Below are 13,615 nucleotides of genomic sequence, written 5' to 3'. Positions count from 1 at the left end.
ACACCCCACCGGTACCCCCCGCGCCCGGGTGGACCCGCGGGGGGGGGGGGGGGGGGGGCGGCCGCCCGGCCCCCCCCCCCCCCCCGGCCCGCCCCCCCGGGGGGCCCCCCCCCCCGGGCCGTGTCTCCCGTCCCCTGTGCGGGAGACACGGCCCGGGCGCCCGGCCCGCCGGGTCCCACCGAGCCGCGCGGTCGGCGTGGTCGGCACCGTCAGCGGGGTCGGCACGGTCAGAGCGGTCGGCGTGGTCGGCGCGGTCAGCGCGTGTCCTCCGGCAGGACGAACGTCAGATGCCCGGGGTCGAGCGCGCGCAGGAAGTCCGTCGCGTCGAAGAGGTCGCCCGGGGCACGCGTGCCGGTCCCGGACGCCCGGCCGTCGAGGATGCGGGCTGCCGCCTCCACCACGAGGGGTGCGGTCACCGCGTAGATGTCCTGGCCGGACGCGCTCGCGCGGCGCTCCTCGCCCCCGCGGCGGACGACCACGTCGACGACGAAGGTCTGCGCCGAGCGCCCGTCGGCGTCCACCGCCGTGGGCGCCGGGGTCCCGGGGTCACGCAGGTCGCGCAGGGGCGCCTCGTTGATGAGAACGCGGATCTCCGGGACCCGCACATGGCGGGAGACGGTCACCTGGTCGGCCGTGGTGTACTCGACGACCTTCTGCTCGCCGGTCCCGCGCGGGAACTCCCAGACGGACAGGGCCGGTTCGGCGGCAGGCGGAACGAAGCGGCCGCCCTTGTAGACCACGTGCCCGCCGGCGTTGCTGCGCCCGGTCTTGCGGGTCCCCTCGGTCGGCAGCCAGCTGTCGAGGGCGATCGCGATCGTGATCAGGTCGGCCTCCTCCCAGTCCCCCTTCGCCGCGCCGACGAGGAGGTCGCCCAGACCGCCGTAGAACGCCATCGCCGGGACGACCGCCACGCCCGCTTCCCGGGCCCGGTCCGCATACCGCTCGAACGTCCCCAGGACGGCGGACTGTTCGGCGGCCACGTCGAGGTACGGGACACGGGCACGCAGGGCCGCCTCGACGACGAGCGGCGCGGTGGCGGCGAAGGGTCCCGCGCAGTTGACGACCGCCGCCGCACCCGCAAGCGCGCGGTCCAGGGCGGCGGAGTCGGAGAGGTCCGCGACGCGGGCCTCGGACCCGGGGTAGGCGCGGGCGGCGGCGTCGAGCCTGACGGCGTCGCGGCCGACGAGGAGGAGGCCGAAGCCGCGTCGGTTCAGTTCGGCGAGGACGAAGGCGGCGGTGTGGCCGTAGGCCCCGACGACGGCCACGGTGACGTGGGGGTGCGGGGTGCTCGGCCGCGCATTCGGCTGTGCGCTCGGCTCGGTGTTCATCATGGGGGCATTCCTCACGGCTGGGGCGGGGAAGCGGTTCCTCCGCAGGCCCGACGGGTACTTGGCGTTCATGTCAAAGAGCTGGCGCTGGTTCTTCCTCGCCGCCTTCGTCGTCTGGACGTTCTTCGCGCTCCAGTGGACCGACGTGGGCTGCGACTACCCGGAGGCGTACCTCGCGGTGATCCGCTTCGGCACCCCGGAGGGCCTGGAGTTCCTGCCGGCCTGCGCGGGTTAGCCGCCGGCGGCCCGACCGGATCGACCGCCCGGCCGACCCGACCGGCCGACCCGACCGCCGGACCCGACCGCCGGACCCGACCGCCCGACCCGATCGGCCGACTCGACCGCCCCGGCCCGGCGCACGGCGCGCCGCACAGGCCCCCGCGTGTCTACGATCGGCGTATGACCCCTCGCTGCGGTTCGTCGCTGTCCCTCTGGTCGCGGGACTCGTTCCTGTCCGTCGGCTCGGTCGGATCGGCGCTCTCGATCGGCTCGGTGGGATCGTTCCTGTCCGTCGGCTCCGTCGGCTCCGCCATGTCGGCGGGATCGGTGGGCTCCTGGGCGAGCGTCGGTTCCCTGCTCTCGGCGCGGTCGTGCTGGTCGGTCCTGTCCTGGCGCTCACGCCGGGGCGTGCTCACGGCGGGAGCGGTGCTCGCGGTCACCGGTGCGGTCGTGGGGACGGTCGCCCTGACGGGCGGCGCACGGCGGAACCGCTGACCCCGCCGACCGCTACGCGTCGGCTGATCCCGCCGCCGCGTCGATCTTGCCCTTGAGGGCGCCCAGGAGGCCCTGGAGCAGCTCGATGGTGACCTCGTCGGTGAGGTTGCCGTCGGCGTCGAAGCGCTCGTGCGAGCGGAAGACGTGCACCTCGGGCTTGACCACGACGTCGCTGTCGGTCCACACGAAGACCTGGCGGAGCGCGAGCTGCGCGCGGACGGTGCCGAAGTTGGTGGGCGCCGCGCCGAGGATCGCGGTGGGCTTACGACTCAGGGGCAGGCCCTCGGTGCCGGTCCAGTCGGTGCTCAGCCAGTCGAGGGCGTTCTTGAGGACGCCGGGGATGGAGTAGTTGAACTCCGGTGTGGCGATGAGCAGTCCGTCCGCGGCCGTGACGCGTCGGCGCAGTTCGCCGACGGCGGCCGGGCGCAGCTCGGGGGTGTCGAGGTCCTGCTCGTACGGCGGGATGTCCCGCAGCCCCTCGTAGATCTCGATCTCCGGGCCGCCGGGGTTGAACTTCTGTGCGGCGCGGAGCAGTCGCGTGTTGTGCGAGTCGGCGCGGAGCGAGCCGGAGATGGCGAGGATCGTGGACGCGGTCATGAGGTTCCCCCTGGTGGAACGGCGAGCCGGTGAACGGGCTGGCCGGCGGATCGGCGGGAGGCGGCGAGTGCCGGGCTCCGATGGGCAAGAAGCTAAACCGATCGGTTCAGTCTGTCAACCAAACAGTTCAGTCTTGACAGTGAACTGAATGGTGTAGTTCATTCGGCCCATGCCCGCCACTCCCCCACCCACCGCCCGCACGACCCGTTCCGGGTCCGGTCTGCTGCTCGGCGCCCTCGCCGCGCCCGCCGCGATGGGGGTGTCCGGCCCGAGCCTGGCCCTCCCGGAGGCGGCCCGCGAGCTGGCCGTCTCCCCCGCGTCCGCGGCCTGGCTCATGACCGCGTTCGGGCTCGGCATGGCGGTCGGCACCCCGCTGCTCTCCGCCACGGCCGGGCGGCGGCGCGGCGCGGCCGGGGTCATCACGGCGGGCGCCGCCCTCGTGAGCCTCGGCGCGGCCCTCGTCCTCCTCGCCCCCGGCCTCCCCCTGGCGGTCGCCGGGCGGGCCCTGGAGGCGGCGGGCGCGGCGGGCCTCAACGTCGCGGCCTTCCAGATCGCCGGCCGCGACCGCTCGGGCCGCACCCCCGGCGTCGTCGCGATCGGCAGTGCGGCGGGCGGCACGGCCGGTCTCTTCGCCGGGGCGGCGGTGGCGGGAGTGGCCGGCTGGCGCGGCGCCCTGGTCCTCCCGCTGCTGAGCCTGCTCGTGACGCCGCCGGCGCTGCGGTTGGCGAGGGCGGACGCGGACGCGGAGGGAGCCCGGACAGGAAACCCCGACGACCGGGGAGTCACCCTCCCCCTCGACATCCTGCGCGACCCCGGATTCCGTACCGCCGCCGGACTCATGCTCGCCGTCGCCACCGTCAACTTCGGTCTGTTGTACGCGGCTCCGCGCCGCGTCGCCGCGCTCACCGGCTGGAGCTCCGTGGAGACCGGGGCCGCCGCCTCGGTGGCCGCGCTCGCGGGTGCCCTGCTGTCCTGGCAGCTGGTCCGCGCCGCCCCGGCCCTGGGGCCCCGCCGGGTCCGCGCCCTGCTGGCCGGCGGGTCGCTCGGCGCGGCCGTCCTCGCGGTGACCGCGCCCTGGCCCGTGGCCGTGCTCCTCGCCTCGGGGGCGAGCGCGCTGGTCACGGCCGGCGGCCAGGGGCTGCTCACGGGCGCCGCGACCGGCGGGCTTCCGGCGGCCCGGCACGGGCTCGCGGTCGGCCTGTTCAATCTGGCGTTCCTGATCGGCGTCGCGGCCGGCCCGGCCCTGGCGGCCACCGTCGCGGCCGGCCCGGCACCCGCGCCCACGACCGGGCCGGCCGCCTCCCCCGCCGGCCCGGTCCGCTCCCCGGCCGCCCCCGCCGGCCCTTCACCGACCTTTGCAGACCAAACCGTTCAGTTCATATACTGACGGTCCCGCCACCACAGCTAAGGAACACCCATGGGAGCCGGAGCCGACACGCAGGCCGACGCGATGGACGAGTACGGCATCCCGATCATCCCCGACCCCGCCGACGCCGCCTCGCGCAAGCGCCAGGCGATCATCGACGCCGCGCTCGCCGAGTTCCTGGCCGAGGGCTACTCGGCGGCCTCCATGGACGCGATCACCCGCGGTTCCGGCGTCTCCAAGGCGACGATCTACAAGCACTTCGGCAGCAAGGAACGCCTGTTCCTCGCGGTCATCGGCGGTGTCCTGCCGAAGACGTACGCCGATCTGGAGCCCTCCAACTCCACCCTCGCCGACGCCCCCGACCTGCGGGCCGCGCTCCTCCGGCTGACCACCGACTGGGCCCGCATCCTGCTGCGCCCCGACATCATGTCGCTGCGCCGCCTGGTGATCGGCGAGATCGACCGCTTCCCGCAGCTCGGGCAGCTCTGGTACCGGGTCAGCTACGACATGAACAACGGCCCGCTGATCGAGGCCTTCACCGAGCTGAACGCGCGCGGCACCCTGGACGCGCCCGACCCCGCGCTCGCCGTGCAGCAGCTGGTCGCGGCCACGATGGGCGTCCCCCAGCTCGTCCGCACCTTCTCCCCCGACGCCGAGATCGACGACGCCGAACTGACGCGGGTGATCAGCTCGGGAGTGGATCTGTTCCTGGCCCGGTACGCCCCCGGGTACGCCGTCCGCTCCTGACGCTCCTGGCCCACGCCCAGCCGAGCAGGGCCGCCGCCCACGCCCCGGTGGTGAGGAGCTGGGTGCGGCTCGCCCCGTCGCCGAGCATGAAGAGCAGCACCCCGCCGATCCCCGCGAGCGCGCACACCGCACGCCACGAGGGGCCGTGCAGCCGCAGATGGGAGGCGGCGATCAGCGCCCAGACCAGGAGGATCGCGGCGCCGATGGAGTTGAGCAGGAACGGGAAGACCGTCCGCGGCCAGAGCAGACTGAGGACGACCGAGACGAAGCCGAAGGCGGCGGAGGCGAGCACGGCCCCGTAGGGGACGCCCTCGCGCACCCGCCCCAGGGCGCGGGGCGCGTCACCGCGTCCGACCAGGGCGTACAGCATGCGTGACGAGCCGTAGATGTTGGCGTTCATCGCCGACAGGAGCGCCACGAGGACGACCGCCTTCATCAGGTCGGCCGCGCCGGGGACGCCGAAGCTCGCGATCACGGCGGCGTACGGGCCCTCGGTGACGCCCGGGGCGTTCCACGGGACGAGGGTGACGATGACGGCCATCGAGCCGAGGTAGCAGACCGCGACCCGCCACATCACGGCCCGGACGCCCGTCCGCACCGCGCGGACCGGGTCGTCGCACTCGGCCGCGGCGATCGTCACGGTCTCCAGACCGCCGAACGCGAAGACGGCCGCCACCATGCCGACGGCCACCCCGTGCCAGCCGTGCGGCAGGAACCCGCCGTCGCCGACGAGATGGGCGGTCCCGGGCGAGGGGTGGCCGGGCAGCAGACCCGTGAGGACGACGGCGCCGAGCACGAGGAAACCGCAGATGGCGGCGATCTTCAGGCCGGCGAACCAGAACTCCAGCTCGCCGAAGTTCCGTACGCCCGCCAGATTGCTCACGGTGAACACGCTCATGAAGACCGCCACCCACACCCAGCCGGGCACGGCGGGCACCCAGCCGCCGACGATGTGCGCCGCGCCGACGGCCTCGGCGGCGACGCTCACGACGAGCAGCCCCCAGTACATCCACCCGGTGAGCAGCCCGGCCCACGGCCCGAACGCCCGCCGCGCGTGCTCGGCGAACGAGCCGGTGACGGGGTGGGCCGCCGACATCTCGCCGAGCATCCGCATCACCAGGACGGTGAGGGCGCCGGCGAGCACGTACGACACGAGAATGCCGGGCCCGGCGGCGGCGATCCCGAACCCCGACCCGACGAAGAGCCCGGCGCCGATGGCACCGCCCAACGCGATCATGGCCAGATGCCGCTGCCGCAACCCGGCGCCGAGTACCCGCCCTGTCATGTTTCCCCCCGAATTTCAGACGACCAGCGCAGGAGCTTCCCTGCTGATCCCCTTCGGGAGCAAGCCGGTTCCGGCCATTGAGATATCCCGGGAGGGTGGCCGAGCGCGGGGACGGCGTCCGGTCAGCCGTCCTCCGCGATCCTCTTGATGCTCGCGAGGCGCCGGTCCCAGTCGGCGGCGAGGGCCGACATCCAGCGGGCCGTGGCGTCGAGCGCGGCCGGGCGGACCGCGTAGCGGACCTCCCGGCCGACGCGGGCGGAGGAGACCAGCCCGGCGCCGTCGAGCACGGCGAGGTGCTTGACGATCGCCTGGCGGGAGACGGGGAGCTGGGAGGCGAGCGCGGTCGCGGTCGCCTCCCCGTGCGCGGCGAGAAGGTCGAGCAGCCGCCGCCGGGTTGGGTCGGCGAGCGCGCCGAGCACACTGTCGGCGGAGGACTCGGCCGGCCCCGCGCCCTCCGGCGTCCCTATGGGCTCGGGCGTCACGAGGACGGGGCCTGCTCGGCGCGCTTCCTGAACGCGTCGAGCACCTCCGGCCAGCCACCGGTGTTGTTCTTCACGGCCTGGGCGCGCAGGTCTTCGGAGCCCGGCAGCGCCGCGAATCCGCTCTCGACGACCCGGAGCCGGGTGCCGCCGGCCTCCTCGGTCAGGGTGAACTCGACGAGGGTGGTGTTGTCCTCGCTCAGCTCCTGCCCGGGGAAGGCGCTGGCCCAGCGGTACGCGACATAGGTCGGCGGCTCGACCTTCTCGACGCGTACGGGGAAGTCGCCGTGGACGGAGTTGCTGGCGCGCATCGACTCGCCCTCCCGGGCCACGGTCCCGGCCACGCTCGCCTCGTCGGCCACCCAGAACCCGGGCTGGGCGACGAGGGTCCAGACGCGCTCCAGGGGCGCCTCGATCAGGGTTTCGCGCTCGATCCGGTCCTCGCTCATGGGGGACTCCTTCTTCGCGTAGGAAGCGTCACCAGACAAGTGACCGCAACCCCAGAGTTGCACATGACTCCAGAGTGCGCAACCGATGGGTTGCACTTCAGGTTCACTCGGGGGCGGGCTCGGCCGCCGGTCCCGGGACGGGCTCGGGCACAGGCTCAGGCTCAGGCTCGGGCTCGGGCGCAGGCTCGGCCGCCGGTTCGGACACCGGCCAGGCGATCTCCAGGCGGTTGTCCGGGTGATCCGGCGTGCCGGTCCAGCGCAGGAAGGTCGCGCGGACCGGGCCGGCGAAAGCGAAGCCGTGCCCGGCGATCCAGTTCGCGACGGCGTCGTACGCGGTGAGGATCTCGGGGAAGGCGGTCGCCGCGCCCTCCACCACCGTGCAGGCATAGGTGCACTCCGGGTCGTCCCGTACGGACAACCCCTCGCCCGGCCCCTCCGGCTGCGCGCCCGACTCCCAGAACGGCAGGCACGCCTCGACGAGCGTCTCGTTCTCCTCGTCGCAGAGCCCGTGGTACCGGACGAACGCGGGCCCGGTCAGGGTGAGCGGCCCCCGTCCCGCGACGGCGTACATCTCCTCGTACGCACTCCGCAGGAACGCGTCCAGACGGTGATGGTTCACCGTCGCCGCGCGGACGAGGACGCGCTCGGGGCCGCCCTGGCGGAGGGTGACACGGTGGTTCATCCCGGCTCCTTCGGTCATCCGGGTCAACAGGCCGTGGACGACGGAGCGCTGGACGTCGAGACGGCGCTCGCGCCGGAAGTAGCGGTAACCGCTCTCCGGGTCGACGAAGGCCGGTGTCAGCACACCGCTTGCGTCGTAGTGCCGCAGGGCGGTGACCGAAAGGCCACTGGCCTGCGCGAACTGCCCGATCGGCAGCAGATTCGTCCTGTCCACGCAAGAGACTGTGCCGTCTCCGGTAACCCGAGAGTCAACCGCCTGCGCCGCATCACCCCCGCGCCACGAGTCGCACCGCGAGCACCACGATCAGCGTGCTCGACGCGAGCGCGGTGACGAGCCTGCCCCGCACCCCCGTCAGGGTCCGGCCGAGCAGCGTCCCGCCCAGGGCGAGCAGGAACTGCCAGCTGGCGGAGGCGACGAGGGCCGCCAGGACGAAGGCGGTGCGGTCGGGGAGCGTCGCGGGGGCGGAGGGGCCCGTCGCGAGGATGAGCGCGGCAAAGTAGATCACCGTCATCGGGTTGAGGACCGTGATCCCCAGGAAGGTGAGGTACGCGCGGGCCGGGGTGAGCGCGGTCCCGTCGTCGCGGGAGGCGAGCCCGCCCGTGCGGTACGCGGCGAGCGCCCCGTACGCCGCCCGTACGGCGAGGACCACGAGGACCACCGCGGACGCCCATCGCAGCGGGTCCATGACGGGGGCGAGCAGAGGGACGAGGGCCGAGCCGCCCGCCACGGCCAGCAGGGCGTACACCCCGTCCGCCGTGGCGACGCCGAGGGCCGCGCCAGCGCCCGTACGCCAGCCGGCCCGGGCCGTGACGGCCACCAGGTAGGCGCCGACCGCGCCGACCGGGATCGCGATGCCGTAGCCGGCGAGCAGGCCGGCCACCACCACGGCGGTCACGCGACGGCGGGAATCGCGCCTTCGGGGGAGGCGGGCCGCTGCTGTCGGCGATAGGCCGAGCCGTCCTTGCTCCGGGCCAGGAAGCCGCCGATCACGAGGTAGCGCCGCAGGGCGGAGAAGTCCTCGTGGACGGTGAGCAGGGCCTGGTTGACCTCGGGTTCGCGATAGTCCCGGCCGTCCTCGAAGAGGGTCTCGGCGAGGTGGGCGAGGAGGGCCTCACGGCGGGCGGGCCTGCGCGGGACCGCCTTGAGGCGCCCGTCGGCGGAGAAGAGGTCCGCGACGGGGCGGGCGGGCCGGGAAGGATGACTGGTCATGGCGGAGAAGCCTGGCGGCCACCGGTCCCGCCCCGCAAAGGGTTTTCGCCTCACCCCCTTGCGGGGGCGGGGATTCACGACGACCGGTTCACCACGACGATCACGCCGACGGCGTCACGACGGCTGCACGACGGCTGCACGACGGCTTCCCCACGACGTGCACGACGACCACCTTCACGACGGCCGGTTCACCATGACGTTCACGGCCTCCTGCACGGTGGGCAGGATCGGCGGGAGGCCACCCCGGTCGAAGACCGGCCGGGCCTTCTCCACGAAGGCGAGGAAGGCGTCCTCGGACTCCCAGAAGTCCACGACCCGCCACCCGCCGCTCCCGTCCGGCCCGGCCGCGTGCGCGAGGAACCCGGCCGGCGGCCACCACTCGGTGGCTTCGAGCAGCCGCGTGGTCTCCTCGTACTGCTCACGGGTGCCGCCGGGAATCTCGACGGTGACGATGACAGCCATGACGCCGCTCCTGTACGTGGTGGGCGCACGCGGTGAGGGTGCACCCGGCGGGGGCACGCGGTGGGGGCCGGTGCGGGGAATCCCGACCAGCACACCAGTGGGCGGCAGGCCCCGCACGGCAGCGGATCCCGAACGAGCGACGGCCCCACACGCCCACGCCCGCCGTGGTTTCAGCCGGCCCTCAGGACCTCGACACCCTGCCCCGCGAGCCGCTCGATCACCGGGTCGCGCGGGTCGGCATCGGTGATCAGCCCGCTGATCTCCTCCCAGGGCAGCACCCGGAACCGCGAGGCCGTGCCGATCTTCTCGGACGAGGCCAGGACATAGGTGTCGGCGGCCCGCGCGGCCAGGGCCCGCTTCATCGCGGCCTCCTCTGCGTCGCCGGTGGTCAGCCCCGCGTCCGGGTGCACGCCGGTGACGCCGAGGAAGCAGAGGTCGGCGGAGACGTTCTGCGCGGCCTCGACGGCGGCCGCGCCACAGGCGACCGCCGAGTGCTTGAAGATACGGCCGCCGAGCAGGTAGATCTCCGCCGACGCGTGGTCGATCAGGGCGGCGGCGATCGTCGGACTGTGCGTGATCACCGTGCAGGCCAGGTCCCTCGGAAGGGCGTGGACGACGGCCAGGGCGGTGGTGCCGCCGTCGAGGATCAGTGCACCGCCCGGCCGCACAAGGCCGGCGGCCACCGCGGCGACCTTCCGTTTGCCGTCCGGGGCGACGGACTGCCGGGCCCGGTAGTTCGCCACGGCCGGCGAGACGGGCAGGGCGCCGCCGTAGACGCGCTGACACAGCCCCTCGCTCGCGAGGTCGCGCAGGTCGCGCCGCACGCTGTCCTCGGAAATCCCCAGTTCGGCGGCGACGTCCTTGGCGACGATCTTGCCCTGGCGGGCCAGTAGATCCAGTAGGTGGTCACGCCGTTCGGCAGCCAGCATCCGCACTCTCTCCTGTTCTTGCATGTTTCTGCATGTATCGTAACGCGCCATGACGACCGACAAACCCCTGCTCATCCTCATCGCCGGGCCCTACCGCTCCGGCACCGACGGCGACCCGCGGGCCATGGCCGCCAACCTCGCCCGCCTCGAAGCCGCCGCCTGGCCGATCTTCGCCGCCGGCCACCTCCCCGTGATCGGCGAATGGATCGCCCTGCCCGTCCTGCACTCGGCCGGCGCGGGCCCCACCGACCCCCTCGCCGACCAGGTGCTCTACCCGGCCGCCGAACGCCTGCTCGCCCGCTGCGACGCGGTCCTGCGCCTGCCGGGCGAGTCCGCGGGAGCCGACGGGGACGTCGCCACCGCCCGCCGGCGCGGCCTGCCCGTCTACGACGACCTCGCCCAGATCCCGCACCGCACCGTGCGGCAGGACACGGAGACCCGCACCCCCCGGGCGGACGCGTGAATCCCCGCCCCGGCGTCGACTCCCCCGACCACCGCGGCCGGACCGGCCTCGACCGCGCCGGACGGGACCTCGACCGCAACCCCGACGTCGTCGTCCGCGACGTCGAACTCACCTCCCGGGGCTGGCACGTCCTGCGCCGGACCACCTTCGACCACCGGCGCCGCGACGGACGGTGGGTCACCCAGCAGCGCGAGACCTACGACCGCGGCAACGGCGCGGTCGTCCTCCCCTACGACGCCGCACGCCGCGTCGTCCTGCTCACCCGCCAGTTCCGCTACCCGGCCTACGTCAACGACCACCCCGACGGCATGCTCGTCGAAGCCGCCGCGGGACTGCTGGACGCGGACGACCCGACGACCGCCGTCCGCCGCGAGAGCGCCGAGGAACTCGGCGTCACCCTCGGCCCCCTCACCCATGTGATGGACGCCTATATGAGCCCCGGCTCCGTCACCGAACGCCTCCACTTCTTCGCCGCGCCCTACACGCCGGCCGACCGCACCGGGCCGGGCGGCGGACTCGAAGAGGAGGGCGAGGACATCGAGGTCCTCGAACTCCCCTTCACCGACGCCCTCGCGATGACCCGGGACGGCCGGATCACCGACGGCAAGACGATCATGCTTCTCCAATGGGCCGCCCTGGACGGCCCGTTCGCTCCCGGCGCTCCGGCACAGACCGTGCCGTGACACCCGGCGGACACCCCGCACCCCGGCCCGCCGCCCCGCCCTGCGGACGGCCCCCCGGAAAGCCCCGGGGACGGCCTCGCGCAAGGCCCCGCGGACGGCCCCGCGGACGGCCCCGCGGCGTCTGGGCCGGATGGAGCATCGGGCAGGCAGGTCCCGACGGCGCGCCCGATGCTGAGGCGGACCGGGCGCCCCTCCGCCCGGCATCACCGTGAAGGAGACCCCGTGTCGGCACGCCCTGGCATCCGTTCCCGTGCGGGCGCACGTCTGCGCCTGTCCGTCGCCGCCCTGGCCGCGTCCGCGGCGCTCGTCGCCCCGGTCCACCCCGCCCAGGCCACGGGGACCCCGCCGCCGCACCCGGACAAGGCCCTGCAGAAGCAGCTGGACGACCTCGTCCGTACGGCCGGCGGGCCACCCGGGGTGATCACCCTGCTGCGGCGGGGCGACCGGTCGGAGACCTACCGGGCGGGCGTCGCCGACATCGGGACGGGACGCCCGCCCCGTACGACCGACCACATGCGGATCGCGAGCGTCGCCAAGGCCTTCAGCGGAGCGGTCGCCCTGCGCCTGGTGGACCGGCACAAGCTGGACCTCGACGACACGATCGGCGAGCGCCTGCCGTCACTGCCCACCGACTGGCACCCGGTGACGCTCCGCCAGCTCCTCAACCACACCAGCGGCCTGCCCGACTTCTCGTCGGCGCCCGCGTTCCTCGCGATCCTGCAGGCGGATCCCCGGCACCACTTCGACTCCCGCCGACTGCTCGACTTCGTCGCCGACGAGGACCTGGCGTTCCCCCCGGGATCGGCGTACGCGTACTCGAACTCCGACAACATCGCCGTCGCCCTGATGGCCGAGGCGGCGACGGGGCAGCGCTACGAGCGGCTGCTCGACCAGCTCGTCTACCGGCCCCTCGACCTGCGGCAGACCGGCCTGCCCCAGGGCTACCGGCTGCCGCGGCCGTACCTCCACGGTTACGACGTGACGCCGCCCGCACCGCCGGAGGACATCAGCGAGGTCCTCAGCGCCTCGGGCGTCTGGGCCTCCGGTGGCATCGTCTCGACTCCGAAGGACCTCAACGCCTTCGTCCGCGCCTGGGCCGGCGGCCCCGGCTACCTGTCGAAGGAGACCCGCCGAGAGCAGCGGACCTTCATCCCCGGCGCCGCATCGGAGCCCGCCGGCCCCGGCGTCAACGCGGGCGGTCTGGCGATCTTCCGCTACACGACGCGGTGCGGCACGGTCTACGGCCACACCGGCAACTTCCCCGGCTACACCCAGCTCGCGGTCGGCACGGCGGACGGCAAGCGGTCCCTCACCTTCTCGATCAACACCCAGACCAGCAAGAGCCTCAAGCCGGACCTCCTGGCCAAGGTCCGCGCCGTCCAGGAGAACTTCGTCTGCGCCCTGCTGCGGCACTGACCCGTATCCGCACCGCCCCGCATCGGCACCGGACCGTACCGGCACCTGCCCGTCCCGACGACGACGCGACAGGCAGGTGTGAGGGTGGAAAGAGGGGGCAGGCGGAGGGTGAGCGCGTGGGACCGCTCACCACGGCCTGCGGTCTCCCCCGTCCAGCAGGCCCGTGGACCGGTCGGACGGCCCGCACCAGGCAGGTGTGCGGGCCGTTCGGCACGCCGTGGGCCGCTCGCCGGGCGGCCCCTCAGGTCCGGGACTCGTAGAACGGCTTGTCCGGGGCGTGGTTGCGTGAATGGACCGTGACGTCCTCGCCCCTGAGATACGCCAGCAACCAGTCGCCGAACGTCATCTCATGGAGCACGAACTCGAAGCTGTCCATCTCCTGAACGCCCACGGCCCACGGCTCCGACGGCCCTCCCGGCACGCGCAGGAAGATCCACTCGCCCGTGACCGCCGAGGCGATCGGCAGCAGCTCTCCGGGGCCGGACCCGGCCCGGCCGGGCAGGATCTCCGCCTCCTCCTCCTCGCGCCAGTCCTCGATCGACTCCCTGATCCGTGCCCCCAGGTTCCTGACCGGATGACCGGGGTGGTCCAGATACACCTGGTTGTTGATCACCACTGGACCGTAGGCATCGGTCACCTCCCGGAAGTCGGCGGGAAAGGAGACCCCGAGCTCCTCCTCCAGCCGGTCCCAGGGACCACGGTCCGACCACTGGAAGCGCGGCTCGCCCAGGAGTGCCCGGATCTCCTCAAGTGCCCCCATCCCTCTCCCCTTCCACCACCCGCACGAGAACGTGTCCGCAGGCTAC

The 13,615-nt window shown here is 73.8% G+C and carries 18 protein-coding genes; 7 read left to right on the top strand and 11 right to left on the bottom strand.

What is annotated here, in order from left to right; genetic code table 11:
* Window positions 1-254: 254 nt before the first annotated feature.
* A complete protein-coding gene (locus ACH4MY_RS32000; protein ID WP_398007428.1) occupies window positions 255-1,331 on the bottom strand; it encodes a saccharopine dehydrogenase family protein in 1,077 nt (358 codons plus the stop codon).
* A gap of 67 nt (window positions 1,332-1,398) precedes the next feature.
* Between ACH4MY_RS32000 and ACH4MY_RS31995 the strand changes: the two genes are divergently transcribed.
* Window positions 1,399-1,563: a hypothetical protein gene (locus tag ACH4MY_RS31995; RefSeq protein WP_398007426.1), complete on the top strand. Its 165-nt coding sequence runs from the start codon at window positions 1,399-1,401 to the stop codon at window positions 1,561-1,563.
* Between the two features lie 164 nt (window positions 1,564-1,727).
* Window positions 1,728-2,042 carry a hypothetical protein gene (locus ACH4MY_RS31990; RefSeq protein ID WP_398007424.1) on the top strand — a complete coding sequence of 105 codons (315 nt, stop codon included), beginning with the start codon at window positions 1,728-1,730 and terminating at the stop codon, window positions 2,040-2,042.
* 12 nt (window positions 2,043-2,054) lie between these two features.
* On the opposite strand, the gene ACH4MY_RS31985 is transcribed toward ACH4MY_RS31990, so the two are convergent.
* Window positions 2,055-2,639 (bottom strand): NADPH-dependent FMN reductase, encoded by a 585-nt coding sequence (locus ACH4MY_RS31985; RefSeq protein WP_398007422.1) that lies wholly within the window; start codon window positions 2,637-2,639, stop codon window positions 2,055-2,057.
* Window positions 2,640-2,808: 169 nt separating this feature from the next.
* Here ACH4MY_RS31985 and ACH4MY_RS31980 point away from each other — a divergent pair, with 169 nt between their 5' ends.
* Together ACH4MY_RS31980 and ACH4MY_RS31975 are read left to right on the top strand one after the other, a co-directional pair.
* Window positions 2,809-4,026: an MFS transporter gene (locus ACH4MY_RS31980; RefSeq protein ID WP_398007420.1), complete on the top strand. Its 1,218-nt coding sequence runs from the start codon at window positions 2,809-2,811 to the stop codon at window positions 4,024-4,026.
* A 30-nt stretch (window positions 4,027-4,056) separates the two neighbouring features.
* Complete coding sequence (locus tag ACH4MY_RS31975; protein ID WP_398007418.1) at window positions 4,057-4,752, top strand: TetR/AcrR family transcriptional regulator; 696 nt, start codon at window positions 4,057-4,059, stop codon at window positions 4,750-4,752.
* Here the strand turns inward: ACH4MY_RS31975 and ACH4MY_RS31970 are convergent.
* The 8 genes from ACH4MY_RS31970 to ACH4MY_RS31935 all read right to left on the bottom strand — a co-directional run bounded on the left by ACH4MY_RS31970 (window position 4,691) and on the right by ACH4MY_RS31935 (window position 10,247).
* The gene (locus ACH4MY_RS31970; protein ID WP_398007416.1) at window positions 4,691-6,037 is read right to left on the bottom strand and encodes an amino acid permease; all 1,347 of its coding nucleotides are present in this window, start codon (window positions 6,035-6,037) and stop codon (window positions 4,691-4,693) included. The two genes, ACH4MY_RS31975 and ACH4MY_RS31970, sit on opposite strands and share 62 nt — an antisense overlap.
* 122 nt (window positions 6,038-6,159) lie before the next feature.
* On the bottom strand, window positions 6,160-6,504 hold the full coding sequence (locus ACH4MY_RS31965) for an ArsR/SmtB family transcription factor (protein ID WP_398007440.1): 345 nt from the start codon (window positions 6,502-6,504) through the stop codon (window positions 6,160-6,162).
* Window positions 6,505-6,515: 11 nt separating this feature from the next.
* The gene (locus ACH4MY_RS31960) at window positions 6,516-6,965 is read right to left on the bottom strand and encodes an SRPBCC domain-containing protein (protein ID WP_398007414.1); all 450 of its coding nucleotides are present in this window, start codon (window positions 6,963-6,965) and stop codon (window positions 6,516-6,518) included.
* A 103-nt stretch (window positions 6,966-7,068) separates the two neighbouring features.
* Window positions 7,069-7,860, bottom strand: coding sequence for a MerR family DNA-binding transcriptional regulator (locus tag ACH4MY_RS31955; protein ID WP_398007413.1), 792 nt, complete (start codon window positions 7,858-7,860; stop codon window positions 7,069-7,071).
* 52 nt (window positions 7,861-7,912) lie between these two features.
* Window positions 7,913-8,542, bottom strand: coding sequence for a LysE family transporter (locus ACH4MY_RS31950; protein WP_398007411.1), 630 nt, complete (start codon window positions 8,540-8,542; stop codon window positions 7,913-7,915).
* Window positions 8,539-8,856, bottom strand: coding sequence for a DUF2087 domain-containing protein (locus ACH4MY_RS31945; RefSeq protein ID WP_398007409.1), 318 nt, complete (start codon window positions 8,854-8,856; stop codon window positions 8,539-8,541). The genes ACH4MY_RS31950 and ACH4MY_RS31945 overlap by 4 nt, the downstream gene beginning before the upstream one ends.
* A 174-nt stretch (window positions 8,857-9,030) precedes the next feature.
* Complete coding sequence (locus ACH4MY_RS31940; protein WP_398007407.1) at window positions 9,031-9,318, bottom strand: hypothetical protein; 288 nt, start codon at window positions 9,316-9,318, stop codon at window positions 9,031-9,033.
* A gap of 170 nt (window positions 9,319-9,488) precedes the next feature.
* The gene (locus ACH4MY_RS31935; protein WP_398007405.1) at window positions 9,489-10,247 is read right to left on the bottom strand and encodes a DeoR/GlpR family DNA-binding transcription regulator; all 759 of its coding nucleotides are present in this window, start codon (window positions 10,245-10,247) and stop codon (window positions 9,489-9,491) included.
* 49 nt (window positions 10,248-10,296) lie between these two features.
* On the opposite strand from ACH4MY_RS31935, the gene ACH4MY_RS31930 reads away from it, so the two are divergent.
* The 3 genes from ACH4MY_RS31930 to ACH4MY_RS31920 all read left to right on the top strand — a co-directional run bounded on the left by ACH4MY_RS31930 (window position 10,297) and on the right by ACH4MY_RS31920 (window position 12,809).
* Window positions 10,297-10,710: a DUF4406 domain-containing protein gene (locus ACH4MY_RS31930; RefSeq protein ID WP_398007403.1), complete on the top strand. Its 414-nt coding sequence runs from the start codon at window positions 10,297-10,299 to the stop codon at window positions 10,708-10,710.
* Window positions 10,707-11,393 (top strand): NUDIX domain-containing protein, encoded by a 687-nt coding sequence (locus ACH4MY_RS31925; protein WP_398007401.1) that lies wholly within the window; start codon window positions 10,707-10,709, stop codon window positions 11,391-11,393. The genes ACH4MY_RS31930 and ACH4MY_RS31925 overlap by 4 nt, the downstream gene beginning before the upstream one ends.
* Window positions 11,394-11,615: 222 nt before the next feature.
* Window positions 11,616-12,809 carry a serine hydrolase domain-containing protein gene (locus tag ACH4MY_RS31920; protein WP_398007399.1) on the top strand — a complete coding sequence of 398 codons (1,194 nt, stop codon included), beginning with the start codon at window positions 11,616-11,618 and terminating at the stop codon, window positions 12,807-12,809.
* A 241-nt stretch (window positions 12,810-13,050) separates the two neighbouring features.
* On the opposite strand, the gene ACH4MY_RS31915 is transcribed toward ACH4MY_RS31920, so the two are convergent.
* Entirely contained in the window at window positions 13,051-13,569 is a 519-nt protein-coding gene (locus tag ACH4MY_RS31915; protein WP_398007397.1) for an SMI1/KNR4 family protein, read from the bottom strand.
* Window positions 13,570-13,615 lie beyond the last annotated feature (46 nt).

Source organism: Streptomyces sp. NPDC017246, from assembly GCF_044331325.1.
Classification (GTDB): Bacteria; Actinomycetota; Actinomycetes; order Streptomycetales; family Streptomycetaceae; genus Streptomyces.
This window is presented reverse-complemented; position numbering and strand designations above follow the sequence as displayed.